Source organism: Pseudomonas sp. G11 (genome assembly GCF_029457515.1).
Taxonomy (GTDB): Bacteria; Pseudomonadota; Gammaproteobacteria; order Pseudomonadales; family Pseudomonadaceae; genus Aquipseudomonas; species Aquipseudomonas gorinensis.
The window spans coordinates 2,179,595-2,205,123 of sequence record NZ_CP120377.1 but is presented as its reverse complement, the minus strand read 5'-3'; the positions used below and the strand labels follow the sequence as shown (position 1 = coordinate 2,205,123).

23 protein-coding genes are annotated in these 25,529 nt (G+C 60.8%); 14 read left to right on the top strand and 9 right to left on the bottom strand.

The window, feature by feature from the left end; genetic code table 11:
* Nucleotides 1–28: 28 nt before the first annotated feature.
* Entirely contained in the window at nucleotides 29–1,765 is a 1,737-nt protein-coding gene (locus P2T68_RS10110) for a monovalent cation:proton antiporter-2 (CPA2) family protein (protein ID WP_146015782.1), read from the top strand.
* On the opposite strand, the gene P2T68_RS10105 is transcribed toward P2T68_RS10110, so the two are convergent.
* Nucleotides 1,752–2,960: an ammonium transporter gene (locus P2T68_RS10105; protein ID WP_168232866.1), complete on the bottom strand. Its 1,209-nt coding sequence runs from the start codon at nucleotides 2,958–2,960 to the stop codon at nucleotides 1,752–1,754. The genes P2T68_RS10110 and P2T68_RS10105 overlap by 14 nt on opposite strands.
* A gap of 346 nt (nucleotides 2,961–3,306) precedes the next feature.
* Here P2T68_RS10105 and P2T68_RS10100 point away from each other — a divergent pair, with 346 nt between their 5' ends.
* The 8 genes from P2T68_RS10100 to P2T68_RS10065 all read left to right on the top strand — a co-directional run bounded on the left by P2T68_RS10100 (nucleotide 3,307) and on the right by P2T68_RS10065 (nucleotide 12,093).
* Nucleotides 3,307–3,621: a YqjD family protein gene (locus P2T68_RS10100; protein ID WP_024074251.1), complete on the top strand. Its 315-nt coding sequence runs from the start codon at nucleotides 3,307–3,309 to the stop codon at nucleotides 3,619–3,621.
* A 3-nt stretch (nucleotides 3,622–3,624) separates the two neighbouring features.
* Nucleotides 3,625–4,014, top strand: a complete 390-nt coding sequence (locus P2T68_RS10095; RefSeq protein WP_024074250.1) for a phage holin family protein — start codon at nucleotides 3,625–3,627, stop codon at nucleotides 4,012–4,014.
* Nucleotides 4,011–4,352, top strand: a complete 342-nt coding sequence (locus tag P2T68_RS10090; RefSeq protein WP_024074249.1) for a hypothetical protein — start codon at nucleotides 4,011–4,013, stop codon at nucleotides 4,350–4,352. Before P2T68_RS10095 ends, P2T68_RS10090 begins: the two co-directional genes overlap by 4 nt.
* Before the next feature lie 90 nt (nucleotides 4,353–4,442).
* Entirely contained in the window at nucleotides 4,443–5,606 is a 1,164-nt protein-coding gene (locus tag P2T68_RS10085) for an EAL domain-containing protein (protein WP_168232865.1), read from the top strand.
* Between the two features lie 71 nt (nucleotides 5,607–5,677).
* Nucleotides 5,678–7,009: a deoxyguanosinetriphosphate triphosphohydrolase gene (locus P2T68_RS10080; protein ID WP_024074247.1), complete on the top strand. Its 1,332-nt coding sequence runs from the start codon at nucleotides 5,678–5,680 to the stop codon at nucleotides 7,007–7,009.
* A gap of 173 nt (nucleotides 7,010–7,182) precedes the next feature.
* Nucleotides 7,183–7,584: a response regulator gene (locus P2T68_RS10075; protein WP_024074246.1), complete on the top strand. Its 402-nt coding sequence runs from the start codon at nucleotides 7,183–7,185 to the stop codon at nucleotides 7,582–7,584.
* Nucleotides 7,585–7,825: 241 nt separating this feature from the next.
* A complete protein-coding gene (locus tag P2T68_RS10070; protein WP_024074245.1) occupies nucleotides 7,826–8,449 on the top strand; it encodes a response regulator transcription factor in 624 nt (207 codons plus the stop codon).
* Between the two features lie 8 nt (nucleotides 8,450–8,457).
* Nucleotides 8,458–12,093 (top strand): transporter substrate-binding domain-containing protein, encoded by a 3,636-nt coding sequence (locus P2T68_RS10065; protein WP_277379319.1) that lies wholly within the window; start codon nucleotides 8,458–8,460, stop codon nucleotides 12,091–12,093.
* A gap of 39 nt (nucleotides 12,094–12,132) precedes the next feature.
* Here P2T68_RS10065 and P2T68_RS10060 read toward each other — a convergent pair whose 3' ends face one another.
* Both P2T68_RS10060 and P2T68_RS10055 read right to left on the bottom strand, forming a co-directional pair.
* On the bottom strand, nucleotides 12,133–12,615 hold the full coding sequence (locus P2T68_RS10060) for a GAF domain-containing protein (RefSeq protein WP_024074243.1): 483 nt from the start codon (nucleotides 12,613–12,615) through the stop codon (nucleotides 12,133–12,135).
* Nucleotides 12,612–13,502 carry an ATP-binding protein gene (locus P2T68_RS10055; protein WP_150054313.1) on the bottom strand — a complete coding sequence of 297 codons (891 nt, stop codon included), beginning with the start codon at nucleotides 13,500–13,502 and terminating at the stop codon, nucleotides 12,612–12,614. The genes P2T68_RS10060 and P2T68_RS10055 overlap by 4 nt, the downstream gene beginning before the upstream one ends.
* Nucleotides 13,503–13,672: 170 nt before the next feature.
* Between P2T68_RS10055 and P2T68_RS10050 the strand changes: the two genes are divergently transcribed.
* A complete protein-coding gene (locus P2T68_RS10050; RefSeq protein ID WP_277379317.1) occupies nucleotides 13,673–15,982 on the top strand; it encodes a response regulator in 2,310 nt (769 codons plus the stop codon).
* Here the strand turns inward: P2T68_RS10050 and P2T68_RS10045 are convergent.
* The 3 genes from P2T68_RS10045 to msrB form a co-directional block, all read right to left on the bottom strand.
* The gene (locus P2T68_RS10045) at nucleotides 15,963–16,427 is read right to left on the bottom strand and encodes a MarR family transcriptional regulator (protein ID WP_024074240.1); all 465 of its coding nucleotides are present in this window, start codon (nucleotides 16,425–16,427) and stop codon (nucleotides 15,963–15,965) included. The genes P2T68_RS10050 and P2T68_RS10045 overlap by 20 nt on opposite strands.
* Complete coding sequence (locus P2T68_RS10040) at nucleotides 16,424–16,909, bottom strand: glutathione peroxidase (protein ID WP_024074239.1); 486 nt, start codon at nucleotides 16,907–16,909, stop codon at nucleotides 16,424–16,426. Before P2T68_RS10040 ends, P2T68_RS10045 begins: the two co-directional genes overlap by 4 nt.
* Before the next feature lie 125 nt (nucleotides 16,910–17,034).
* Nucleotides 17,035–17,427: a peptide-methionine (R)-S-oxide reductase MsrB gene (msrB, locus tag P2T68_RS10035; protein WP_168232861.1), complete on the bottom strand. Its 393-nt coding sequence runs from the start codon at nucleotides 17,425–17,427 to the stop codon at nucleotides 17,035–17,037.
* Between the two features lie 201 nt (nucleotides 17,428–17,628).
* Here msrB and P2T68_RS10030 point away from each other — a divergent pair, with 201 nt between their 5' ends.
* Both P2T68_RS10030 and htpX read left to right on the top strand, forming a co-directional pair.
* The gene (locus tag P2T68_RS10030) at nucleotides 17,629–18,840 is read left to right on the top strand and encodes a pyridoxal phosphate-dependent aminotransferase (protein ID WP_024074237.1); all 1,212 of its coding nucleotides are present in this window, start codon (nucleotides 17,629–17,631) and stop codon (nucleotides 18,838–18,840) included.
* A 303-nt stretch (nucleotides 18,841–19,143) separates the two neighbouring features.
* A complete protein-coding gene (gene htpX, locus P2T68_RS10025; protein ID WP_024074236.1) occupies nucleotides 19,144–20,031 on the top strand; it encodes a protease HtpX in 888 nt (295 codons plus the stop codon).
* A gap of 58 nt (nucleotides 20,032–20,089) precedes the next feature.
* Here htpX and P2T68_RS10020 read toward each other — a convergent pair whose 3' ends face one another.
* Complete coding sequence (locus P2T68_RS10020; RefSeq protein ID WP_024074235.1) at nucleotides 20,090–20,746, bottom strand: thiopurine S-methyltransferase; 657 nt, start codon at nucleotides 20,744–20,746, stop codon at nucleotides 20,090–20,092.
* 103 nt (nucleotides 20,747–20,849) lie between these two features.
* On the opposite strand from P2T68_RS10020, the gene P2T68_RS10015 reads away from it, so the two are divergent.
* Nucleotides 20,850–21,617 carry a class III extradiol ring-cleavage dioxygenase gene (locus P2T68_RS10015; protein ID WP_024074234.1) on the top strand — a complete coding sequence of 256 codons (768 nt, stop codon included), beginning with the start codon at nucleotides 20,850–20,852 and terminating at the stop codon, nucleotides 21,615–21,617.
* A gap of 102 nt (nucleotides 21,618–21,719) precedes the next feature.
* Here the strand turns inward: P2T68_RS10015 and P2T68_RS10010 are convergent, their stop codons facing one another.
* Nucleotides 21,720–23,393: a DEAD/DEAH box helicase gene (locus tag P2T68_RS10010; RefSeq protein ID WP_024074233.1), complete on the bottom strand. Its 1,674-nt coding sequence runs from the start codon at nucleotides 23,391–23,393 to the stop codon at nucleotides 21,720–21,722.
* 422 nt (nucleotides 23,394–23,815) lie between these two features.
* Here P2T68_RS10010 and P2T68_RS10005 point away from each other — a divergent pair, with 422 nt between their 5' ends.
* On the top strand, nucleotides 23,816–24,607 hold the full coding sequence (locus tag P2T68_RS10005) for a crotonase/enoyl-CoA hydratase family protein (RefSeq protein ID WP_024074232.1): 792 nt from the start codon (nucleotides 23,816–23,818) through the stop codon (nucleotides 24,605–24,607).
* Nucleotides 24,608–24,708: 101 nt separating this feature from the next.
* Here the strand turns inward: P2T68_RS10005 and P2T68_RS10000 are convergent, their stop codons facing one another.
* Nucleotides 24,709–25,464 (bottom strand): spermidine synthase, encoded by a 756-nt coding sequence (locus P2T68_RS10000; protein WP_277379315.1) that lies wholly within the window; start codon nucleotides 25,462–25,464, stop codon nucleotides 24,709–24,711.
* Nucleotides 25,465–25,529 lie beyond the last annotated feature (65 nt).

Below are 25,529 nucleotides of genomic sequence, written 5' to 3'. Positions count from 1 at the left end.
CCTTTTGTCCGCTCGCCCTGCAACGGAGATGCTTGTGTTCGCCAACCTGCTGATCATTCTGGCCTCATCCCTGGTGGTGATTGCGCTGTTTCGCCGGCTGCAATTGCCCCCCGTGCTGGGCTACCTGTGCGTGGGCCTGGCCGTGGGACCGACCGCCCTCGACTGGGTGAATGACAGTGAAGCATTGCCCGACCTGGCCGAACTCGGCGTGGTGTTCCTGCTGTTTTCCCTGGGCCTGGAGTTTTCCCTGACCAAGATGCTCGCCCTGCGCCACGTGGTGTTTGGCTTGGGCAGCTTGCAGGTACTGGGCTGCGGGATGCTGCTGGGAGGCCTGTTGATGGGGTTTGGGCTCGCGCCCGGCGTCGCACTGTTGCTCGGCGCCGGGCTGGCCTTGTCCTCCACGGCCATCGTCAGCAAGGAGCTGACCAGCCTCGGAGAAATCTTCAGCAGCCATGGCCAGAATGCGATTGGCGTGTTGCTGTTCCAGGATGTGGTCGCGGTGCTGCTATTGACGCTGGTGCCGGTGTTTACCGGCAGCAGTGAACAGGCCTGGTACTGGGCGCTGCCACTGACCCTGGGCAAGACCGGGGTGCTGTTCATTGGCCTGTTGCTCGCCAGCCGTTGGTTGTTGCCACGCCTGTTCCATGAAGTCGCCGCCTCCCACTCGGCTGAGCTGTTCGTGCTGCTGGCCTTGGTGATCGTCCTGCTGACGGCCTGGCTCACCCATTTGCTTGGGCTCTCCCCTGCCCTCGGCGCCTTTCTGGCCGGCATGCTGTTGGGAGAAAGCCACTACCGGCACCAGATCGAAGCGGATATCCGGCCATTTCGCGACATCCTGCTGGGGCTGTTTTTCGTCAGCATCGGCATGCTGATCGACCTGCAACTGTTCCTTAGCCACAGCCTGCTGATCCTCGGCCTGACCCTCACGCTGATGCTGGTCAAAGGGTGTGTGGTGGCCGCACTGGTCAAGCTGCGTGGCAGCGACAGCGAAACCGCCTGGCGCAGTGGCCTGGCCCTTGCCCAGGGCGGCGAATTTTGTTTTGCATTGATGGCGCAGATGCAACAGGGCCGGCTGATACCCGATGAATTCAACGGCCTGCTGCTCGCCGCGACCTTCTGCTCGATGCTGCTGACCCCACTGCTGTTGCGCGCCGCACCGGCCATCGCCCTGCGGCTGCACCGTAAACCCAACCAGCAAGTACAACTGGAAGCCATCACCGCGCTCAACGCCCAATTGCACGGGCATGCGGTGATCTGTGGCTACGGGCGGGTCGGCCAATCCATCGGGCGTTTCCTGCGTCGGGAACAACAGGCTTACATCGCCCTGGATGATGACCCGGAACGGGTGCAGGAAGCCGCCACCGAAGACAGCAGCGTGCACTACGGCGACTGCCGCCGTGGCGCCTTGCTCAGCGCGGTCGGCCTGGAGCGGGCGCGGTTGGTGGTGATCGCGGTGGACAATACCGATGTGGCCCTGGCGGTGCTGAAGGAGGCGCGCCGGATCAACCCGCAGGTACCGATCCTGGTGCGCACCCGCGACGACAGCCAACTGGCCGAGCTGAAAGCCGCCGGCGCCAGCGAAGTGGTGCCGGAGCTATTGGAGTCGAGCCTGATGCTCGCCTCCCACGCCTTGATCCTGCTGGGCCTGCCGGACCATCAGGTGCAGGCGCGGGTGGATGAAGTGCGACATAACCGCTACCGCCTGCTGCACGGCTTTTATTCGCACCCGGGCACTGACGAAGAGGCGCCGATCAATCCTGACTGACTGCGCCGATCTTGTGGATCGACAGGTCCGCGCCGTAATACTCCTCTTCCTGGCTCAGGCGCAGCCCATGTACGTGCTTGATCACGCCATACACCAGCAGGCCGCCGCCCAGCGCCACGACCACGCCGAGGGCCGTACCGATCAACTGGCTGGGCAGGCTCACGCCGCCCAAACCGCCCAGGGCCGCCTGGCCGAAGATGCCGCAGGCAATGCCGCCCCACACGCCGCACAGGCCATGCAGCGGCCACACGCCCAGTACATCGTCGATTTTCCAACGATCCTGGGCGGCGATAAAGCACCACACAAACAGGCCACCGGCCACCACCCCCGTGACCAGAGCGCCCACCGGGTGCATCAGGTCGGAACCGGCGCAGATCGCCACCAGCCCGGCCAGCGGGCCGTTGTGCAGGAAGCCGGGGTCGTTGCGACCGATCACCAGGGCCGCCACGGTGCCACCGACCATGGCCATCAACGAATTGACCGCCACCAGGCCGCTGACCCCGTCCAGGGTCTGGGCGCTCATCACGTTAAAGCCGAACCAGCCGACAATCAGAATCCACGAGCCCAGCGCCAGGAACGGAATACTCGACGGCGCAAACGCCACCAGGCGCCCTTCGCGATAACGTCCATTGCGCGGCCCCAGCAACAGCACCGCCGCCAGCGCCAGCCAGCCGCCCATGGCATGCACCACCACCGACCCGGCAAAATCATGGAAGCGGGCACCAAAGGTCGCGAGCAACCAGGCTTGCAGGCCGAAATTGCCGTTCCACACCATGCCTTCGAAAAACGGGTAGATGAAGGCTACGATCAACGCCGTCGCGCACAACTGCGGAGCGAACTTTGCACGCTCGGCAATGCCCCCGGAAATGATCGCCGGGATCGCGGCGGCAAAGGTCAGCAGGAAGAAGAACTTCACCAGGCCATAGCCATGATCGACACTGATCACCGCTGCCGGATGCATGAAACTCACGCCATAGGAGATCCAATAGCCTATAAAGAAATAGGCCAGGGTCGAGATGGCGAAGTCGCTGAGGATCTTCGACAGGGCGTTGACCTGGTTCTTCTGGCGCACGGTGCCGACTTCGAGGAAGGCGAAACCGGCATGCATGGCCAGGACCATGACCGCACCAATCAGGATGAACAGAGTGTTGGAGCTATGGACAAGAGTGTCCACCGCGCTTTGCAAATTTTCCATGGAGGTTGGCAGGCCTGCATTAAAGGCAAAAAGCACCAAAGCGGTTCAAGCCAGCGAATCGCGCACTAAATTGGCACCAGCGGCCCCACCCCTCTTGCGAGGGTGTGAACCGCTTTAGCGCAGCGATCAGCACAACGGGCCATCCCCGACAGGGTTTTTCCGCGAGTTTCAGTTATTTTGGGTAAGGTTTTTGTAGGCTTGAGCCCCGACCGCCCAGATTCAGCGCAGGCCCAGGGGCAGGCGCACCAAGGCAAAGCAAAAGCTGTACCACACAATTGCAATGAACCTTCACCGACACCGGTGACTCGAAACCACACGCATAGATCAGCCACTCACGGAGATAACCATGGCCAGCAAAACGACGAAGACGGCTCAAGAAATACTGATGGCGGATTTTCAAACCCTGGTCAGCGATACCGAAAAGTTGCTCGACGACACCGCCATCCTGGCCGGCGACCAGGCCGACGAGCTGCGCGCCAAGATCCACGACAGCCTGCTCAAGGCCCGCGAAACCCTGCAACTGACCGAAGATTCCCTGCGCGAGCGCAGCAAGGCCGCCGTCACGGCAACGGAAGATTACGTGCAGGCCAACCCCTGGCAGTCGGTGGGCATTGCCGCCGGCGTGGGCTTTCTGATCGGCCTGTTGGCTACAAGGCGCTAAATCATGTCTATCGGCGAATCCGGCTCGTCAACGGGCCCAAGTTCTACCTCACGGCGCCTGGGTGCGGCTGTGCTGGGCTTGCTGCACAGCCATGTCGAACTGTTTGGTATCGAATTGCAGGAACAGAAGGCGCGCACGGTCAGCCTGCTGCTGTTTGCCGGCCTGGCGCTGGTGTTTGCCCTGTTGTTGCTGGTGGGGTTGTCGACCCTGGTGATGATCCTGGTATGGGACACCGGCTACCGCCTGACCGGGATCGTCTGCCTCTGCGTGTTCTATACCCTGGCGGCAGCCTTTTGCGGCGTGCGCCTGAAAGCAGCGGTGTTCGATGAGTCCACGCCGTTCCACGCCACGCTCGAAGAGCTGGCCAATGATCGGGAACGCCTGTTGCCATGAGCCTGAATGAAATCCCGCCCTCCACGACCCGTCGGGAAATGCGCAAGGCGTTGATCCGCCTGCGCATGGAAATGCATCGCCAGGAAATCCGCCACGAGTCCCAGCAACTGATGCTGCCCCTGACCAAGGTGCGCAACATGAGCCATAACTGGCAGGACAGCCTCGGCATCAAGCACGCGCCGCTGTGGGGCGTGGCGGCGGTGACGCTGATCGGCTTCTTTACCGGCAAGGGTGCCAAGGGCGGCAGCATCAGTAGCCTGACCCGCCTGGTGCGACTGGGCGCTGGCTTGATTCCACTGATCAAACTGGCCATGCAAGGCGCTTCACGCAAAGGTTGAGCCCTGCTGGCTGCATTCTTGCAAACAGAAACGACCCGGCCCTCCTGCGAGGGCCGGGTCTTTTTTCGCCAACGCTTTTAAGGAGGCCCCGTGATTGACGGGCAACCGCTCGCCTGCTTCCAGCCGTTTATCGACACCGCCACCGGACGCATTGCCGGCGTTGAGGCCCTCGGCCGCCTGCGCCAGGCTGATGGCCGCCTGCTCTCCGTCGGCCCGCTCTTTGCCGACCCGCGCACCCCAGGCGGAGCATTGCGTCGCCTGGACCGGCAGATTCGTGACAACGCCTTGAGCCGCCTGCATGAGGTGCCGCAGGACTGGTTCCTCAGCCTGAACATCTCGCCGCGCTGGATCAACCGCTTGCGCGTCGGCCAGGCCTTGCCCAGCCTGCAACAGCTCAAAGCCCATGACGTCGACCCGGCCCGTATCGTGTTCGAGATCACTGAACTGGGCGGCGATATCCAGCGCCTGGCCGATGTGGTGGCGCGCTATCGCGAGGCCGGCGCGCGCATTGCCATCGATGACTTCGGCGCCGGTTATTCCCAGCTCGACCGGGTACTGGCCTTGCAGCCGGACATTCTCAAGCTGGACATGCGCCTGTTCCAGGAAGCCGCCCGCGGAGGCCCCAGCAGCGAAGTGGTGCGCGCCCTGGCGCAAATGGCGGAAAAAACCGGCTGCTGGATCATCGCCGAGGGGGTGGAAACCGAGGCACAGTTGAGCTTCGCCCTGGAGTGTGGCTCGCGTTATGTGCAAGGTTATCTGTTCGCCCAGGCCCAGTTGGACTGGTTTGCCACCGATGCCTTCGTGCCGCGCTTTGCCCAACTGCGTGCCGCGTACGTCCAGCAGAAACTGGCGGAGCGCGGGCGCGTCATGCAACTGCGCCGGCAATTGGCCGAGCTGATGAGCATCCTGCAGGCCTGGGCCCAGGGCCAGGCGCCACTGAGCCAGCTGCCGCAACTGCCGGACTATCCATGGTTGTTGCGCTTTTACCAATGCGACCGCCATGGCACCCAACTGACGCCCAACTTCGAATGGCGCCAGGACGCCTGGCAAGCCGACAGCCGCTATCTGGGCCACAACTGGTCGTGGCGCCCATACTTCTATCATCTGCTGGCTGAAGGCTGGGAGGAGCGGCGCCTGACGCTGTCCTCGACCTACCGCGATGCCACCACCAACCAGTATTGCCTGACCGCCGGACAATTCTTCGATAATGGCCAGCGCTTGCTGTTGATCGATATCGACGCGGTCGGCCTGTAGATTTTTGCTTGCCCCGCCAAGGCGGAACCGGGAAGCTGGGCGGGTCATTCACCGCACGGAGAGTACCCGCCTTGGATTGGCCCACCCTACTGACCCGCGAACGTCTTGGTAAACCGCTGCACAGCCCGGAAGAACTGGGCCGCAGCCCGTTTCACAAAGACCACGACCGCATCATTTTCTCCGGCGCGTTTCGCCGCCTGGGCCGCAAGACCCAAGTGCACCCTGTGTCGAGCAACGACCATATCCACACGCGCCTGACCCATTCACTGGAAGTCAGCTGCGTCGGACGGTCACTGGGCATGCGCGTGGGCGAAACGCTACGCAGCGCCCTGCCCGACTGGTGCGACCCGAGCGACCTGGGCATGGTGGTGCAATCAGCCTGCCTGGCCCATGACATCGGCAACCCGCCGTTCGGGCATTCGGGCGAAGATGCGATTCGCCATTGGTTCCAGCAGGCGGCCGGGCGCGGCTGGCTGGACGACATGAGCACGGCCGAGCGCAACGACTTCCTCAATTTCGAAGGCAACGCCCAGGGCTTTCGGGTACTCACGCAGCTGGAATACCACCAGTTCGACGGCGGTACCCGGCTGACCTACGCCACGTTGGGCACTTACCTGAAATACCCCTGGACCGCGCGCCACGCGGACTCGTTGGGCTACAAGAAGCACAAGTTCGGCTGCTATCAAAGCGAACTGCCGATCCTCGAACAGATCGCCCACAAGCTCGGCCTGCCGCAACTCGAAGAACAACGTTGGGCCCGCCACCCGCTGGTGTACCTCATGGAAGCGGCGGACGACATCTGCTACGCCTTGATCGACCTGGAAGACGGCCTGGAAATGGACTTGCTGCAATACGCCGAGGTCGAGTCGCTGCTCCTCGACCTGGTGGGCGACGACCTGCCGCAGACCTATCGGCAACTCGGCGCCCAGGATTCGCGCCGACGCAAACTGGCGATCCTGCGCGGCAAGGCCATCGAACACCTGACCAATGCGGCGGCGCGGGCCTTTGTCGAACAGCAGGACGCCTTGCTGGCAGGCATGCTGCCCGGTGACCTGGTCGAGCATATGCACGGCCCCGCCAAGCGTTGCGTGTTGGATGCCAAAGACATGGCGCGCAAGAAGATCTTCCAGGACAAACGCAAGACCCTGCATGAAATCGGCGCCTACACCACGCTGGAAATTCTCCTCAACGCCTTCTGTGGGGCAGCCCTTGAGCAACATGGCGGGCGCACGCCGTCGTTCAAGAACCGACGCATCCTCGATCTGCTCGGCAATAGCGCACCGGATCCGGCCTGGTCGCTGCACGCCTCGTTCCTGCGAATGATTGACTTCATCGCCGGCATGACCGACAGCTACGCCACTGAGATGGCGCGGGAAATGACCGGGCGCTCAAGCCCTCAATAATGTTTTCGATCACGCGTCTGTTCCCTGAAAAGAATCTCCCTACGATGGGAACAGAGCGGCCTGATCGAATTCGTACAAACCGCCGATGAATAATCACGCACCCTCTTAGGGGGCATGGCGAGACGTTCCTACGCCCCGCCCAATCGCCGCTTGACTCACCGTGTGCCCTTCTTATGCCTAGATATCGCCTTCGCCTCCTGTTGGTGGAGGATCACCCTTTTCAGCTGCTGGCGACCCAGTGCCTGCTCAACAGCTTCGGTTTCGACCGGTTGACCCTGGCTGAAAACGCCGAACAGGCGATCCGGCTGATGACGCAGTGCGAACAGCCCTTCGACCTGATGCTGTGCGACCAATGCCTGCCCGACCTGCCAGGGCTGGAGTTGGTCGAAATCGCCAGTCGCGGAGGTTTTATCGTGGGAGCCATCTTGCTCAGCGGCTTGCCCGCACTCGAACTGGAAAACCTGAATACCCAAGCCCTGCAACGTAACTTGCCATTGCTGGGTTACTTGGCAAAGCCGTTAAACCGCGACGAACTGATCGACTTGATACCCGCCACTCTAAATGTAGGAATTTAAACATGTTCATATAAGAAAAACTTACAACAACCCGGCTACTAAAACATTGGCAGCGACAGGAGCCCCGTCGCTCCCCATGCTCAGACACAAACACCCACAAAGCCTCAGCAACTCGTAAGACGATACCTTTTTTAATGTAGGATTTTTCCTGTTTTGTACCTATTCCCCTTGAGCTTCATGCTCCTTCCTCAGCTTCTGAGCTAATGTGCCCGCTTTATTTGCACTTGCATGGAATGTGATTATGAACACAGTTTTCATCATCGATGACCACCCTGTTATCAGGCTGGCGATTCGAATGTTGTTGGAACATGAAGGTTATAAGGTCGTCGGCGAAACGGATAATGGTTGTGATGCGATACAAATGGTTCGCGAATGCCTTCCGGATTTGATCATTCTGGATATCAGTATTCCGAAACTTGATGGCCTCGAAGTACTCTGTCGCTTCAACGCCATGAACACCCCGATGAAAACCCTCATCCTGACGGCACAATGCCCAACCCTGTTTGCCACCCGCTGTATGCGCTCTGGCGCCGACGGCTATGTGTGCAAGGAGGGCGACCTGAGTGAATTGCTGAGTGCGATTCGCGCGGTATTATCGGGTTATAACTATTTCCCGAGCCAGGCATTGAACGCTTGCGGCTCGGAAGGTAATTCCGAAGAGCTGGAACTGTTCAAGGCCGTTAATGACCGGGAATTAATGGTTTTGCAACTTTTTGCACAAGGCCGCACCAATAAAGAAATCGCCAAAGGCATGTTTCTAAGTAACAAGACCGTCAGCACCTATAAAAAGAGGCTTATGCAAAAACTCAAAGCCAAGTCCTTGGTAGAACTTATCGAGTTGGCAAAACGAAACGCGCTAGTGTGAGAAAGCGGATGCCCAGGCGTATAAAGGACTATTTGATCATATTGAGCGCAGGCATGTGCTTGAGCACCGCCGTGCTCGCCGTTCAAACAGAACCGGAACACTTCACCTTGTTGAGTCGCGCAGTCGGCGTTCAACTGGACTCCCAACTGGACACTGCCCAGCGGCAGTGGCTACAGAACAAACGCGAACTGGTGTTAGGCGCTGCGGCACCTGACTACCCGCCCTTCGACCTCACCTCCAGTGGTCGCGACTACGAAGGGCTGACTGCCGACTACGCCGGGTTGCTGGCCAAAGCGCTGGACTTGCCGATCAAGGTGATGCGCTACCCGTCACGGGAAAAGTCCATCCAGGCCCTCGAAGCAGGCGAGATTGACTTGTTGGGCTCCTCCAACGGCTTCGAGGCCGCGAATCCGAACCTGGTCCTGTCAGCCCCCTATGCCGTGGATCAACCGGTGCTGGTCACTCGGGAGGGTGAGACACGCAGCCTCAGCGAGGCCCTGGCTGGGCTGCGCCTGAGCCTGGTCTACCATTACCTGCCCCTGAGCGAAGTGGAGAAGCTGTACCCCGATGCAATCATCAGCACCTATCCCTCTTATCAAAATGCCCTGAATGCGGTGGCGTTCGACCAGGCAGACGTGTTTCTCGGCGATACCATCTCGACCCACTACATGATCAACAAGGGCTACCTGAAGAACATTCACATGGCCAACTTCGGCAAACATGAAGCCTATGGCTTCAGTTTTGCCCTGCGCCGAGACCAGCACGTGTTGCTGGGCATTGTGAACGCAGTGCTGGCGGCCGTGCCCACCAACGAGCGCGAGAGCATCGCCAAGCGCTGGAGCGCCGGCAGCGATATTTTGCTAACCGACAAGAAACTGCAATTGACCCCGCGCGAGGAGCGCTGGCTCAAAGAGCATCCCGTGGTGAAAGTGCTGGTGAACGAAACCTTCGCGCCCCTGACCTTTTTCGACGCGGACGGCAATTTTCGCGGCATTACCGCCGACCTCCTGGAGCTGATCCGCCTGCGCACCGGCCTGCGCTTCGAGATCCAGCGCGGGCGGGATGTGCACGCGATGATCGAACAGGTCAGCAACCACGACGCCGACATCATCGGGGCCATGACGCCCAGTGTCGAACGGGAAGCGCAACTGGATTTCAGCCGGCCCTACCTGGAAAACTCCTACGTGCTGCTGACACGCAAAGAGCCCGGCGCCCCCTCGAACCTGGAGCAGATGGCAGGCAAGCGCCTGGCGATCACCCAGGGCAACCCGCTGCATGCGGTCCTGCGCAGGGACTTTCCACTGATCCGCCTGGTGGAGACCAGTGACACCTTCAAAGCCTCGGAGCTGCTCGCCCAGGGCCAGGTGGAGGGTGCGGTGAATTCGTTGGTGATCGCCAACTATTTCCTGTCATCGCCGATGTTCCAGGACAAACTGCAAATCAGCACCAGCATCGGCACTCTTCCGGCCACCTTTTCCCTGGCGACCTCACGCCATGCCACCGAACTGAGTTCAATCCTCGACAAGGCCCTGCTGAGTATCGCCCCGGATGAACTGGGCGTGATCAACAGTCGCTGGCGGGGCTACACCGCGGCCTCCGACAGCTACTGGCGCAATTACCACCACTTGATCGCCCAGATCATCATCGGCACCGGCTTGCTGCTATTGATTTCCCTGACCTGGAACGCCTACATGCGTCGCCAGATCAAGCACCGCCAAATGGCTGAGCGCGCCCTTAACGATCAGTTCGAGTTCATGCGCGCGCTGGTCAACGAAACGCCCCACCCGATTTATGTACGCGACCGCAACGGCCTGCTGCAGACCTGCAACGACAGCTACCTGCAGGTGTTCGACGCCAAGCGCGAGGACGTGATCGGCAAAAGTGTGGTGCAGATCGGTGCGGCGCTGGAATCGGAGGCCGCGCAGTACCATGCGGACTATTTGCGCGTCGTGGAACAAGGCGACCCAATGATCCTGGATCGCCCGCTGCACATCCGTGGAAAAAAACTGACGATCTACCACTGGATCCTGCCCTACCGCGACTCAACCGGTGAGGTCCAAGGCATTATCGGTGGCTGGATCGACATCAGCGAACGGCGCCAACTGTTCGATGAACTACGCGCCGCCAAGGAGCAGGCCGACGAGGCCAACCGGGCCAAAAGCACGTTTCTGGCGACCATGAGCCACGAAATTCGCACGCCGATGAACGCGGTGATCGGCATGCTCGAGCTGACCCTCAAGCGCGCCGACCAGGGTCACCTCGATCGACCGGCCATCGAGGTCGCCTACAACTCGGCCAAGGACTTGCTGGAGCTGATCGGCGACATCCTCGACATCGCGCGCATCGAATCCGGCCGCTTGAGCCTGGCCCCCGAGCGGGTCAACCTGAAGGAAGTGATCGAATCGGTGGTCCGCGTGTTCGACGGCCTGGCGCGTCAGAAAACCTTGAGTCTGTTGCTGGAGTTCAAGCCTGAACTCGAAGACACCGATGTGCTGATCGACCCACTGCGCTTCAAGCAGGTGCTGTCCAACCTGGTGAGCAATGCAATCAAATTCACCGAACGTGGCCAGGTAAAGATCAAGGTGGACGTTCAAGCCACCGAAATGCCCCAGCAGGTCGAGCTCAAGCTGGTGGTCGAGGACACCGGCATCGGCATCAGCCGGGACGACCAGCTACGCCTGTTCGAGCCCTTCGCCCAGGCCGATAATTCCGGCCACTTGGCCAGGAGTGGCGCGGGTCTTGGGCTGGTCATCTGCCGTAGCCTGTGTTCAATGATGGGCGGGCAACTGAGCCTGAGCAGCGTGCCGATGGTGGGCACCCAAGTGCATGTCAGCCTGAAGATGAACCGCCTGCTGCCGGTCGAGGCCGCGGACGAATCCAAGCCCATAGCAGCGGCACCGGCGCCGGTGCTCAATGTGCTGGTGGTGGACGATCACCCCGCAAACCGCCTGCTGATGTGCCAGCAACTCGGTTACCTCGGCCATCAGTTCACCGCCGCCCAGCACGGCGCGGCCGGGTTCCAGGCCTGGCGCCAGGAACACTTCGACCTGGTCATCGCCGACTGCAACATGCCGATCATGAACGGCTATGAGCTATGCCGCTCGATCCGCGAATATGAGCAGCGAGAGCAACTGCCCGCTTGTGTCGTGCTGGGCTTTACCGCCAATGCCCAGCCCGAAGAGAAACTGCGCTGCGCCGAAGCGGGCATGAATGATTGCCTGTTCAAGCCCATCAGCCTCACGGCATTGGAGCGGCAACTGGCGCAGATCGAGCCACAACGGCCGGCCATGCAGCTGGACCTCACCAGCCTCGACGCCCTGACGGGAGGCGACCCACAGTTGAGTCGACGCCTACTTGAGGAGTTGTTGAGCAGCAGCGCCCATGACCGCCAGGAACTCGTCGCGATGTTGGTTCGACAGGCCTCGCCCCAGGACATCATCGAGCAAGCCCACAAGATCAAGGGCGCCGCCCGCATCGTGCAGGCCGTCGGGCTGGCCGGTCAGTGCGAAGCACTGGAACAGGCATGCGCCCGAGGCGATGACCACCGCGTGATCGAAACCGGTATCAAGGCCCTGGAGAAATGCATGCTGGAAATGGAGAGAATGCTGCACATGCAGCTCAACAGCCTGAATTCATCGGGATAGGCAGACGCGAGCTTGACCGCTCGCGCCTGCCGCCACCTGTCAGCAGTCGGTCAACCGCAGGAAAATCGCCGCCAACTGTTCGATACCGGCCTGGTCCTGCACGGTAAAGCGGGCCAGCGAAGGGCTATCGAGGTCGAGGACGCCAATCAGTTGGCCGTTCTTGACCAGCGGCACCACCAGCTCACTGTTCGAGGCACTGTCACAGGCGATATGCCCGGGGAACGCGTGCACGTCTTCCACTCGCTGGGTTTGCCGCGTTGCCGCGGCCGCCCCACATACGCCACGACCGAAGGGGATACGCACGCAGGCGATCTGGCCCTGGAACGGGCCGAGCACCAATTCATCATTGCGGTTGAAGTAAAAGCCGGCCCAGTTCAGGTCGTCCAGCTGGTTGAACAAGAACGCAGAAAACTGCGCGCTATTGGCGATGAAATCCCGCTCATCGGCCAGCAGCGACTCCAGCTGCGCGCACAACAGGGCATAGCCATCCAGACCGGTACCGGCCTGTTGCAAATCGATCATGGTTGACGCTCCAGCAATTTAAGGCCCACCCAGTAACGGGCGAACTGATACGCGCACCGGCCGTTGCGATTGCCACGCCCGGTGGCCCAGCGTACGGCGAGGATGTCGAGGGCTTCATCGCGCTGCCACGGCAAGCCGGCCTTGTTCGCCAGCTCACCGATCCAGTGCTCGACCACGTTAAGGAAGTGTTCCTGGGAAAACGGGTAGAACGACAACCACAGGCCAAAACGGTCGGACAAGGCGATCTTGTCTTCCACCGCTTCACTGGGGTGCAGCTCGCCATCCACGCGCTTCCAATTGTCGTTGTCGCTCTGGTTTTCCGGCACCAGGTGACGACGGTTGGACGTGGCGTACAGCAACACGTTCTCCGGGGCCTGCTCCAGGGATCCGTCGAGCACGCTCTTGAGTACGCGGTAGTCGCCTTCGCCAGCCTCGAACGACAAATCATCGCAGAACAGGATGAAACGCTGCGGCAACTTGAGCAATTGCTCGACCACGCGCGGCAGGTCAGCCAGGTGATCACGTTCGATCTCGATCAGGCGCAAGCCGGCCTTGGCGTGCTGGGCGAGTAAGGCCCGCACCATGGACGATTTACCGGTGCCGCGCGCCCCCCACAGCAACGCATGGTTGGCCGGCAAGCCGTCGAGAAACTGCTGGGTGTTGCGCGCCAGTTGTTCACGCTGCTTGTCGACGCCGATCAAGTCAGACAAGCGCATGTCCAGGCTCACGTCCAGGGGCAGCAAAAAGCCGCTGCGACCGTCACGCTGCCACCGGGCGGCGAGGCATTGGTTCCAGTCGATGGTTTGGCGCGGAGCGGGTAACAAGGGTTCCAGGCGAGCGAGCACAGCGTCGGCACGCTCAAGAAAGGCATTCAATCGAGAATCCACGACTATTCCTCTGGCAAGTTCTTGCAAAAGATGGCGTATTGGCAACCCTACGGCTGACTGCTGGGGGCTGCCCCCATAAAACCTAACGATTCGTGCCGGGCAAGCCAGAGCCTGTGGATGTTCAGCTATGCTTGCCGGGCGAAGGGACACGTGAAGTGGTTCAACACTCGATGGATATCAAGTTCGCCCACCGCTTGTCTTATAAACAAGCCAGATTGACGGTGCTGGTCGGTTTCGTCTTGGGAACCTTGCTCAGCCTTATCCAAATCGGCATTGATTATGCCAGCGAAGACGCATCCATCAACCGTGAAATTCGTTCCCTGATCGAAATCAGCCATAACCCCGCGTCTCGCATTGCCTACAACATTGACGCCGAACTGGCCCAGGAGTTGACCCTGGGTTTGTTGCATTCCCCCGCTATCATCCACGCACAGTTGATCGACAACAACGGCGTGGTGCTGGCCGACGTCGACCGACCGCGCAAGGAAAGCCCGTATCGGCCCTTCAGCGACTTCCTGTTCGGCGCCAACCGCCAGTTTGAAGACCGCCTTTTCCTCAGCCATATGCCCAACGAAGCCCTGGGCGTGTTGCGCCTGGACGTTGACACCTACGCTTTTGGCAGTCGCTTCCTGCGTCGCGCCGAAATCACCTTGCTCAACGGCTTCGCGCGCAGCCTGCTGCTGACGGGGATCTTGCTGGGCCTGTTCTACACCATGCTGACCCAGCCCCTGGTGCGCATCATTCGTGAGCTGAGCACCCGTAAACAGGCACGCCTGGACTGCCCGCCAGGGCATGAACACGATGAAATCGGTGTGCTGGTCAACGTCGCCAACCAGCAATTCGAAAACATGGAAACCGAGATACAGCAGCGTCGCCACGCCGAGGACCGTCTCACCGAGTACCTGGGGCAACTCGAGGACATCGTCTCCGCCCGCACCCTTGAGCTCAAGGCCAGCAACCAGCGCCTGAGCCAGTCCAACGAGGAACTACAGGCCGCAAAGCTGACCGCCCTGAACATGGCCCAGGCGCGGGCGGCGTTCCTGGCGAATATGAGCCACGAAATCCGCACACCGCTCAATGGCTTGCTGGGCATGATCGCACTGTCCCTGGACAGCCCGCTGACCGCCGAACAGCGCCAACAACTGTCGATCGCCCACGACTCCGGCAAAGTACTGGTGGAATTGCTCAACGATATTCTCGACCTGTCCAAGTTCGACGCCGGCCAGTTGGAGCTGGAACGCATCCCCTTCGACCTGGGCTCGCTGGTGGAAGACACCGCCAACCTGCTGTCGCAGAACGCCGCGCCCAGTGTCGAACTGACGTGCCTGATCGACCCGCAGTTTCCGGCCCAGGTGCTCGGCGATCCGACGCGCGTGCGGCAGATCGTCAGTAACCTGCTGTCCAACGCCCTCAAGTTCACGCGCTTTGGCCGTGTGGATGTTCGCCTCAGCGCCCACGATGGCCGGGTCAAAATTGATATATGCGATACCGGTATCGGCATTGCCCAGGACGCACAGGTCAAGATCTTCCAACCGTTCACCCAGGCCGGCGCGGGGATTACCCGGCAGTTTGGCGGCACCGGCCTGGGCCTGGCACTGACCCATAACCTGTGCGAGGCAATGAAAGGGCGGTTGAGCATCAGTTCGGAGGTCGGCTTTGGCAGCCAGTTCTGCGCCGACCTGCCCCTGCTAGCCCATTTGCCCGCCACCCGGCAACCGCCGCTCAAAGGTGAAGTGCTGGTCATTACCAACGCCGGCAGCGGCCTGACGGAACTGCTCACCACCCTGCTGCCCCACTGGGGGCTGACCGCCCATTGTCGTGCCCTGGATGATGATTTGAGCGGGCAAGCCCCGGACCTGCTGATCACCGACTGCCCGGAGTGCCTGTTTCGCCTGCGGCCGGCGATCACGGCGCCGATCCTGCTGGTGACCGCTTATGGCAATTTCATGCCCAGCGAAGAAGTCGCGGCGCTGGCGCCATTACAGCAACAGGCTCGCCCGTTGAGCCGTACCGCGCTGTACCAGATCCTGCAACGCAACCTGCGCAGTGATCCACAACTGATCCTTGAGTCCATCCCGCTCGACGCCGCGCCGCCTGCAAACCGCGCGCGGATCCTGCTGGTGGAGGACAACCCGGTCAATCAACTGGTGGCCAAGGGCATGCTGAGCAAGCTGGGGTGCGAAGTGATCGTCGCCGCCCATGGTGGCGAGGCGCTCAAGTGCCTAGAAGAGCGCCCCTTCGACATGGTGCTGATGGACTGCAACATGCCAGTGATGGACGGTTACGAAGCCAGCCGGCAGATTCGCCGCAGCGGACGCTGGCCAGACCTGCCCATTGTCGCTTTGACGGCCAACGCGCTGTCGGAGGAGCGCGAGCGTTGCCGTGCCGCGGGAATGAATGATTACCTGGCCAAGCCGTTCCGCCGGGAAGAACTCAACGCCCTGCTGGACCTGTGGGTGCCTAAGGCGACAACGCTCTGATCTGAGCCAGCAATTGGTCCAGGCCGTCGCGCAGGGCGTCGGCCTGGTTGAGGTCGACGCCGCTGTCGCACAGCAATCGGGTTTTCAATTGATGGGCCTGGCCGCGCAATTGCACCCCGGCTTCGCTCAGGCTCAAATGCACTTCACGCTCATCGCGCAGGCTGCGTTGGCGCTTCACGGCGCCAAGCTGCTCCAGGCGCTTGAGCAACGGCGTCAAGGTGCCCGAATCGAGCATCAGGCGCTCACCCAGGGCCTTGACCGTGGCCTGGGTCGCCGCTGCGTCATGCCATTCCCACAGCACCAGCATCACAACGTATTGCGGGTACGTCAGGCCCAACTGGTCCAGCATCGGCTTGTAGGCGCGTGTCACCGCCCGCGACGCCGCGTAGAGCTTGAAACACAGCTGGTCGTCCAGGGCCAGGGACACGGAAGGTACGCCAGTCATTTGAGCAGGGCTTCGATCTCTTGGGTCAAGTCCTGCGGCTTGGTCGTCGGGGCAAAGCGCTTGACGACCTGACCGTCGCGGCCGATCAGGAATTTGGTGAAGTTCCACTTGATGCCCTTGGAGCCCAGCAGGCCCGGCGCCTGTTTTTTCAACTGCACAAACAGGGGATGGGCCGCGCTGCCGTTGACATCGATCTTCTTGAACAGTGGAAAGCTGACGCCGAAGTTCAGCTCGCAGAACTCGGAAATCGCGCCTTCGTTGCCCGGTTCCTGCTTGCCGAACTGGTTGCAGGGGAACCCCAGCACCACCAGGCCCTTGTCCTTATAGGTCTGCCAAAGCTGCTCCAGCCCCTTGTACTGCGGGGTAAAACCGCACTTGCTGGCGGTATTGACCACCAGGATGGCCTTGCCGGCGTAATCGGCCAAGGTCTTTTGCTCACCCTTGATGGTGGTGCAAGGGATACTCAGCAGGTTGTCGCTCATGGCAGTGCCTCGAATCGGGAGAGAAGCGAAAACATAGCGCTCAATTCAATTGCGTGCAATTTAATTGATCGGACTGATACCTCGCCATAGATCGTCCCTGCCGACATCACAGGGACGCCTCACGCTCAACGTGGCACCAGGTCCAGGCACACCGAGTTGATGCAATAACGCAGGCCCGTCGGCGGCGGACCGTCGGGAAACACATGCCCAAGGTGCGCATCGCACTTGGCGCAGGTGACTTCGGTGCGGATCATGCCGTGGCTGACATCGCGGATCTCGATCATCGCGCTGTCGGCGATCGGCTCATAAAAGCTCGGCCAGCCGCACCCGGAGTCGAATTTGGCCTTGGAGTCGAACAGTGGCTCATTGCAGCATATGCAGTGGTACACGCCGTCCGTCCTGGTGTCGTTGTACTTACCGCTGAAAGGCCGCTCGGTGCCTTTGAGCCGGCACACGTTGTACTGCTCTGGATCGAGCATTGCCTTCCACTCTTCAACCGTTTTTTGCAACTTTTCCATCGATACACCTCGGCAACTTAAAAAGCCTGATCTGTGTCTTTTCCATGAACCAGGCGGCACGTATGATTGCGCCTCTTCAACACGCCAGTCTGGCACCCGCGTTAGCGGCATTCAAACGTATTTATGGGTGCACCAACGCAGGATTCCCGGCACGGTAGGCTCCGCACCGTCTGGATCGTTCATTTTCAGGATCACATCGCCATGCAGGTCAGCAAATCGAACAAGCTCGCCAACGTCTGCTACGACATTCGCGGCCCAGTGCTCAAGCACGCCAAGCGCCTGGAAGAGGAAGGCCATCGCATCCTCAAGCTGAACATTGGCAACCCGGCGCCCTTTGGTTTCGAAGCACCGGACGAAATTCTCCAGGATGTGATCCGCAACCTGCCCACCGCCCAAGGCTACAGCGACTCCAAGGGACTGTTCAGTGCGCGCAAGGCGGTCATGCAGTACTACCAGCAGAAGCAGGTCGAAGGTGTTGGCATTGAAGACATCTACCTGGGCAATGGCGTGTCCGAGCTGATCGTGATGTCGATGCAGGCCTTGCTCAACAACGGCGACGAAGTGCTGGTGCCAGCGCCCGACTACCCGCTGTGGACCGCCGCGGTGACCCTGGCCGGTGGCCATCCGGTGCATTACCTATGCGACGAGGGCGCCGACTGGTTCCCGGACCTGGCCGACATCAAGGCCAAGATCACCCCGAACACCAAGGCCCTGGTGATCATCAACCCGAACAACCCCACTGGCGCGGTGTACTCCAGGGAAGTGTTGCAGGGCATGCTCGAACTCGCACGCCAACACAACCTGGTAGTGTTCTCCGACGAGATCTACGACAAGATCCTCTACGACGACGCCGTGCATATCTGCACCGCGTCCCTGGCGCCGGACCTGCTGTGCCTGACCTTCAATGGCCTGTCCAAGTCCTATCGCGTGGCGGGCTTCCGCTCCGGCTGGATCGCCATCTCCGGTCCCAAGCACAATGCCCAGAGCTACATCGAAGGCATCGATATGCTGGCCAATATGCGCCTGTGCGCCAACGTACCGAGCCAGCATGCGATCCAGACGGCGCTGGGTGGCTACCAGAGCATCAACGACCTGGTATTGCCCCAGGGCCGCCTGCTTGAACAGCGCAACCGCACCTGGGAACTGCTCAACGATATCCCGGGAGTCAGTTGCGTGAAGCCAATGGGCGCGCTGTATGCCTTCCCGCGGATCGACCCGAAGGTCTGCCCGATTCTCAACGACGAGAAGTTCGTACTCGACCTGCTGCTGTCGGAAAAGCTGCTGGTGGTGCAAGGCACAGCGTTCAACTGGCCGTGGCCGGATCACTTCCGCGTGGTGACCTTGCCGCGTGTGGATGACCTGGAAATGGCCATTGGTCGTATCGGCAACTTCCTCAAGTCCTATCGCCAGTAAGGGCCATGGCGCTGTACGACCGGCATTCGGTCGTACAGCGATTATCTGGCAACACTTCTTTGCCTTCATTCTCCCCGGCAGGTCCGTTGCCCCCTGCAAAGCATCTACCCCCTGTAATTACAGGGCGGCAAGGGGATGGGAGACCGATAACATGCGAGATTTCTTGTCGGAAAATCCTTTCAAGGCTTTACATTCAGGCTGTAGGACACAGTTTGAAATAGTCGCTCGGTTGAATCACCCCAGGCCGCACCTTATATACCCCGCAGTACGCGACATATTAAGCATGAGGAGAACTCTACAACCATGATGCGCATCCTGCTGTTCTTGGCCACTAACCTGGCGGTCGTGCTGATTGCCAGCATCACCCTGAGCCTTTTCGGCTTCAACGGGTTCATGGCGGCCAACGGGGTTGATCTGAACCTCAATCAGCTGCTGATTTTCTGTGCGGTCTTTGGTTTTGCCGGCTCGCTGTTCTCGCTGTTCATTTCCAAGTGGATGGCGAAGATGAGCACCAGCACCCAGGTCATCACCCAGCCACGTACCCGCCACGAGCAATGGCTGCTGCAAACCGTTGAGCAGTTGTCCCGCGAGGCAGGCATCAAGATGCCCGAGGTCGGGATCTTCCCGGCCTATGAAGCCAACGCCTTTGCCACCGGCTGGAACAAGAACGACGCGCTCGTTGCAGTGAGCCAGGGCATGCTGGAACGCTTCTCGTACGATGAAGTGAAGGCGGTACTGGCCCACGAGATCGGCCACGTGGCCAACGGTGACATGGTCACCCTGGCGCTGGTCCAGGGCGTGGTGAACACCTTCGTGATGTTCTTCGCGCGGATCATCGGCAACTTTGTCGACAAGGTGATCTTCAAGAACGAAGAAGGCCGTGGCATTGCCTATTTCGTGGCGACCATCTTCGCCGAAGTGGTGCTGGGCTTCCTGGCCAGCGCGATCGTGATGTGGTTCTCGCGCAAACGCGAATTCCGCGCAGACGAAGCGGGGGCCCGCCTGGCCGGTACCGGGGCGATGATCGCAGCCCTGCAACACCTGCGCTCCGAACAGGGCCTGCCGGTGCATATGCCGGACAGCCTGACCGCATTCGGCATCAACGGCGGTATCAAGCAGGGCCTGGCACGCATGTTCATGAGCCACCCGCCGCTGGAAGAGCGGATCGACGCACTGCGTCGTCGCGGCTGATAACCCGCAGTCACGCAAAAAGGGGCGATCTGATCGCCCCTTTTTTTGTGCGTGCGATTTACCCCTTGGTCAGGCGGTAGACACGCTCTTCAAGGCGCGTGACGCCGTCCTGAACGAACTTCCAGCTATCGCCCAGGATGTCCTGCTCCTCGAGGATGTCCAAGGTCCAATGTGCGCCCAACAATACTTTCACCTCTTCATCGGTGACCGCAAAGGGCGGGCCGGCCTTTTGCGTCTGATCGTAATCGAGGGTGATCAGCAGCCCCTTGCAGCCCGAACCCAGCAGGCGATTGAGATGCTCGGTGTATTGCGCCCGCATCAGCGGCGGCAGTGCAATCAACGCCGCGCGATCATAGAGCGCGCAGCAATCGGCCACGGCCTCAGCATCGAGGGCGAAGAAGTCGCCGCACCACACCTCGATCACATCAGCCTGATACACGCTGAACACGCCATGCTGGCTGATACGTGGCGTCAGCCCCTGCTCGCTGAAGAAGGCTTGCACCGCCTGCTCCGACAACTCCACCCCCAGCACGGGGTGCCCATGGCTGGCCAGCCACACCAGGTCCAGGCTTTTGCCACACAGCGGCACCAACACTTTTGCTCCATCCGCCAAGCCCAGTTGCGGCCAATGCCGTTGCAGATGTGGATTGACCTGCGGCAAGTGAAATCCGATCTGATTGCGCGCCCAGCGCTCCCGCCAAAATGTAGGCTCCATAAATCACCCTGAAAATTCGATCAAAAGGCGCTAAAACTTATATTAGATTTAGATCAATGATCTGATTGAAGATAGCGCCATATTAACGCTCAGGATCCCTCCTATGTTCCCCAGCCTATTTATCTCTCACGGTTCGCCCATGCTCGCCCTGCAACCGGGTGCCAGCGGCCCGGCCCTGCAGCGCCTGGCCGCTGAACTGCCACGGCCCAAGGCGATCGTGGTGGTGTCGGCGCATTGGGAGAGCCAGGAACTACTGGTCAGCGGCGGCGCCGCCCCCGAAACCTGGCATGACTTCGGCGGCTTCCCGCGCGAATTGTTCGCGGTCCAATACCCAGCGCCGGGCGATCCGCAACTGGCCGCCGAAATTGTCGAACTGTTGCATGCCGATGGCCTGAATGCCCGCATCGACGAGCATCGCCCGTTCGACCATGGCACATGGGTACCGTTGTCGCTGATGTACCCGGCGGCGGATATTCCAGTGGTACAGGTCTCCCTCCCCAGTCGCATGGGCCCTGCCCTGCAGACACGAGTCGGGCATGCTCTGGCCAGCCTGCGCGAACAAGGTGTGCTGCTGATCGGCTCCGGCAGCATCACCCACAACCTGGGTGAACTGAACTGGCACGCCGGCCCCGAGAGCATCGAACCGTGGGCGCGGGAGTTCCGCGATTGGGTGGTGGACAAGCTCGCTGCCAATGACGAAGCCGCGCTGCACGATTATCGCCGCCAGGCGCCCCATGCAGTGCGCAGCCATCCCAGCGATGAGCATTTGTTGCCCCTGTACTTCGCGCGGGGTGCCGGGGGGCCCTTCAGCGTGGCGCACCAAGGCTTCACCCTGGGGGCCCTGGGCATGGACATCTATCGTTTTGGCTGATGGAGATCTAAATGTGGGGGCCCACCCCTTTTCCACATGACATAAAAAATCCCCGAACCAGTCGGGGATTTTTTATGTGCGATCAATCAGCCCAAGGGCGGATCAATCTTCGCGGTAGCGACGCAGTTTGAGCTGCTTACCGGCAACGCGAGTGTCTTTCAGCTTGGTCAGCAGTTTTTCCAGACCGTCTTCCGGCAGTTCCACCAAGGAGAAGCTGTCACGGACCTGGATACGACCGATGGCTTCACGTGCCAGGCCACCCTCGTTGAGGATAGCGCCCAGCAGGTTCTTGGCCGCGATACCGTCACGCGCGCCCAGCGCGGTACGGCAACGAGCACGACCTTCAGCCAATGGGACCGGAGCACGACGCTCACGATCACCACGGTCTGGACGGTCGCCCGAACGCTCTGGACGATCACCGCGTGGCGCGCTGTTCGGAACCAGTGGACGTTCTTTCTCGATGGCTGCCAGGGTCAGGGCCTGACCGTTGGTGGCCTTGCGCAGCAGGGCTGCGGCCAGGGCACGCGGGGTGCAACCGATATCGGCGGTCAGGCGGTCCAGCAGGTCGCCGTGGGTCGATTCAGCGTCAGCCACCAGCGGCGCCAGGCTGTTGGTCAGTTTCTTGATGCGGGCATCGAGAACGGCCTGGGCATCCGGCAGGCGGACCTCGGCAACCTTCTGGCCGGTGACACGCTCGATCACTTGCAGCATGCGGCGCTCACGCGGAGTCACCAGCAGCAGTGCACGACCTTCGCGACCGGCACGGCCAGTACGGCCGATACGGTGAACGTAGGACTCTGGATCGTAAGGCATGTCAACGTTGAACACGTGGGTGATACGTGGAACGTCGAGGCCACGGGCAGCAACGTCGGTCGCCACAACGATGTCCAGACGGCCATCCTTGAGGGAGTCGATCACGCGCTCACGTTGGTTCTGGGCGATGTCACCGTTCAGCGCAGCGGCTTTGTAGCCTTTGGCTTCGAGGGCACTGGCCAGGTCCAGGGTCGCTTGCTTGGTGCGCACGAACATGATCAGGGCGTCGAAGTCTTCGACTTCCAGCAAGCTCAATACAGCCGAGGTCTTCTGGTCAGCGTGAACCAACAGGTGAGCCTGTTCGATCGCGGTAACGGTCTGGGTCTTGGTCTGGATCTTAACGTGTTGCGGATCGCGCAGATGGCGTTCGGCAATGGCACGGATCGACTGTGGCAGGGTGGCCGAGAACAGTACGGTCTGACGGGTCGGTGGCAGTGCCTTGAAGATGACTTCCAGGTCATCCATGAAGCCCAGCTTCAACATTTCGTCAGCTTCGTCCAGAACCAGGTGGTTCACGGTCGACAGGACTTTCTCGTCACGACGCAGGTGGTCACACAGGCGACCCGGGGTGGCGACAACGATCTGTGCGCCATTACGGATTGCTTTCAGTTGTGGGCCCATTGGCGCACCGCCATAGACGGCCACAACGGTAACGCCCGGCATTTGCTTGGCGTAGGTTTCAAAAGCGGTTGCTACTTGCAGCGCCAACTCACGAGTTGGCGCCAGGATCAGGGCTTGCGGTTCGCGCTTGGCAGGATCGATGCAGTGCAGGATAGGCAGGGCGAACGCGGCGGTTTTGCCGGTACCGGTTTGCGCCTGGCCAATCATGTCCTGGCCGGCCATGATGATCGGGATCGATTGCTGCTGAATCGCCGAAGGTTCTTCGTAGCCGGTCGCAATGACGGCAGCAAGAATGTTCGGGTTAAGATTAAAAGCGGCGAAGCCGCCGGTTTCCTGGGTCATGGGTCTGCCTCTAAGTGCATCCGCAAAGACCCATGCTCCAAAGCTGCGCATGCCGTGTTGAGACTCAAGAGTCGCCCTGGCTGCTTTGTCGGCGGGGATTTGCGAAAACGAATGAATGAAAAAGATTCGTCAAGGAAGAGTCCGCTGTGCGGACGTGCAGCCGAAGCTGACTTCGGGGAATTGCGCTACCTAAACGCGGCCCGGTTAAAGGCCGGCGCGCACTATACCGGAAATAGCTGAAAAAGGGAGCTTTTTTTATCGCCAAGCGCCGATAAACCGCACCGCGTCACAGCCTTTGCAGTTAAGTGCGGCAGGGTCTATTTTTCAAAGGCCCGGCCCTGTTGGCCAGAACACTTAAACGGTTCACCTCCCCCGTGAGACCTTTGGTCTGAAACCTTTCCCTGCGCCCGAGGGCACACCCGATGAATCAAGCCAGCAGCAGCCGCGTCAGCCGTGAACTCCGGGGCCATGTCCTGCTGTTAGGCCTGGACAGGGTAGCCAAGCGCAACGCCTTTGACCTGGATCTGCTCAATGAGCTGAGCCTGGCCTATGGCGAATTTGATCGAAACGATGAGGCTCGGGTGGCGGTGGTCTTTGCCCATGGCGACCACTTCACCGCCGGGCTGGACCTGGCCAATGTCAGCGGCGTGATGGCGGGGGGTTGGCAGCCCCCGCTGGGGGGCTGTGATCCGTGGGGGGTATTCGCCGGCCCCAGGGTCAGCAAACCGGTGATCGTCGCCGCGCAGGGCTACTGCCTGACCATCGGTATCGAGTTGATGCTGGCAGCGGATATCAATCTCTGCGCCAGCAACACCCGCTTCGCGCAGATGGAAGTCCAGCGGGGGATCTTTCCCTTTGGCGGTGCGACGTTGCGCTTTCATCAGATCGCCGGCTGGGGGAACGCCATGCGCTGGCTGCTCACCGGCGATGAGTTCGACGCCCACGAAGCCCTGCGCCTGGGGTTGGTGCAAGAGGTCATGGCCAGCGAAGACCTGCTGCCCCGCGCCATTGAACTGGCCAGCCGTATTGCGCGCCAGGCACCGCTCGGCGTGCAGGCCACCTTGATGTCGGCACGCCTGGCGCGGATGGAAGGCGAAACCGTGGCGGCGGCTGCGTTACCGCCGATGGTGGATAAATTGCTGAACAGCGAGGATGCCAAAGAAGGCGTGCGGGCGATGGTCGAGAAGCGGCCGGGGGTGTTCAAGGGCATTTGAGTTGGCAGTAGCGACGCCATCGGGGGCAAGCCCCCTCCCACATTGGGAACTCATTTCAAATGTGGGAGGGGGCTTGCCCCCGATGGCGTCGGTACAGACAACTAGGTCGCGGACCGAATCGCCTTGATCAATGGCTGCAACGAATACCCCAAGCGCGGCGCCAAGGCTTCGGCGCGGGCCGTCAGTGCGTCGATGTCCAATACCTGATCCAGCTCCGACGGCACCAGCAGGATCACATTGCCCTCCTTCACCGGCAGTTCCCAGTAATGCCGGTGATACAACCCACGCAGCAAGGCCGCACCCAGCGGCTTGCCATCGTCGGTGGCCCACTGGTTGATGACCAGCCAGCCGCCGGGGTTGAGTTTCTTCTGGCAGTTTTCCAGGAATGTCCAGGCCAGGTGCCCGACACCTGGACCGACATCGGTGTACAGGTCGACGAAAATCAGGTCTGCCGTTTCGGCAGTATCCAGCAACTCCAGGGCATCGCCGATACGGATGTACAAGCGCGGGTCATCGTCCAGCCCCAGGAACTCGATGGCCAGGCGCGGCACATCGGGGCGCAGCTCGATGGCTTCGACATCCTCCAGCGGCAGGAACCTGAGGCAGGCCTGGGTCAACGTACCGGCGCCCAAACCGAGGAACAACGCGCTCTCCGGCTGTTCATGGCACAACGCGCCAATCAGCATCGCGCGGGTGTAGTCGTACTCCAGCCAGCTCGGGTCGGCGGTGAACACACAGCTTTGCTCGATGGCATCGCCGAACTCGAGAAAACGGTAATCGGCCACTTCGAGCACACGGATCATGCCGAAATCATCATGGACTTCGGCCAGCAGGCGCTCGACACGCTCCTCGGTCATCACTACTCCTAAAAGGGTTTACCGCATGGCAAAGGCGCGATTGTCAGCCAACCGGCGGCAACAGG

Excerpts from the sequence above, each read along its gene's own strand:
- htpX (WP_024074236.1), top strand. The coding sequence starts at position 19,144 with ATGATGCGCATCCTGCTGTTCTTGGCCACTAACCTGGCGGTCGTGCTG.
- P2T68_RS10000 (WP_277379315.1), bottom strand. The coding sequence starts at position 25,464 with ATGACCGAGGAGCGTGTCGAGCGCCTGCTGGCCGAAGTCCATGATGAT.
- P2T68_RS10065 (WP_277379319.1), top strand. The coding sequence starts at position 8,458 with ATGCCCAGGCGTATAAAGGACTATTTGATCATATTGAGCGCAGGCATG.
- msrB (WP_168232861.1), bottom strand. The coding sequence starts at position 17,427 with ATGGAAAAGTTGCAAAAAACGGTTGAAGAGTGGAAGGCAATGCTCGAT.
- P2T68_RS10105 (WP_168232866.1), bottom strand. The coding sequence starts at position 2,960 with ATGGAAAATTTGCAAAGCGCGGTGGACACTCTTGTCCATAGCTCCAAC.
- P2T68_RS10110 (WP_146015782.1), top strand. The coding sequence starts at position 29 with ATGCTTGTGTTCGCCAACCTGCTGATCATTCTGGCCTCATCCCTGGTG.
- P2T68_RS10030 (WP_024074237.1), top strand. The coding sequence starts at position 17,629 with ATGCAGGTCAGCAAATCGAACAAGCTCGCCAACGTCTGCTACGACATT.
- P2T68_RS10100 (WP_024074251.1), top strand. The coding sequence starts at position 3,307 with ATGGCCAGCAAAACGACGAAGACGGCTCAAGAAATACTGATGGCGGAT.
- P2T68_RS10015 (WP_024074234.1), top strand. The coding sequence starts at position 20,850 with ATGTTCCCCAGCCTATTTATCTCTCACGGTTCGCCCATGCTCGCCCTG.
- P2T68_RS10020 (WP_024074235.1), bottom strand. The coding sequence starts at position 20,746 with ATGGAGCCTACATTTTGGCGGGAGCGCTGGGCGCGCAATCAGATCGGA.
- P2T68_RS10005 (WP_024074232.1), top strand. The coding sequence starts at position 23,816 with ATGAATCAAGCCAGCAGCAGCCGCGTCAGCCGTGAACTCCGGGGCCAT.
- P2T68_RS10040 (WP_024074239.1), bottom strand. The coding sequence starts at position 16,909 with ATGAGCGACAACCTGCTGAGTATCCCTTGCACCACCATCAAGGGTGAG.
- P2T68_RS10050 (WP_277379317.1), top strand. The coding sequence starts at position 13,673 with ATGGATATCAAGTTCGCCCACCGCTTGTCTTATAAACAAGCCAGATTG.
- P2T68_RS10075 (WP_024074246.1), top strand. The coding sequence starts at position 7,183 with ATGCCTAGATATCGCCTTCGCCTCCTGTTGGTGGAGGATCACCCTTTT.
- P2T68_RS10090 (WP_024074249.1), top strand. The coding sequence starts at position 4,011 with ATGAGCCTGAATGAAATCCCGCCCTCCACGACCCGTCGGGAAATGCGC.
- P2T68_RS10060 (WP_024074243.1), bottom strand. The coding sequence starts at position 12,615 with ATGATCGATTTGCAACAGGCCGGTACCGGTCTGGATGGCTATGCCCTG.
- P2T68_RS10045 (WP_024074240.1), bottom strand. The coding sequence starts at position 16,427 with ATGACTGGCGTACCTTCCGTGTCCCTGGCCCTGGACGACCAGCTGTGT.
- P2T68_RS10070 (WP_024074245.1), top strand. The coding sequence starts at position 7,826 with ATGAACACAGTTTTCATCATCGATGACCACCCTGTTATCAGGCTGGCG.
- P2T68_RS10010 (WP_024074233.1), bottom strand. The coding sequence starts at position 23,393 with ATGACCCAGGAAACCGGCGGCTTCGCCGCTTTTAATCTTAACCCGAAC.
- P2T68_RS10095 (WP_024074250.1), top strand. The coding sequence starts at position 3,625 with ATGTCTATCGGCGAATCCGGCTCGTCAACGGGCCCAAGTTCTACCTCA.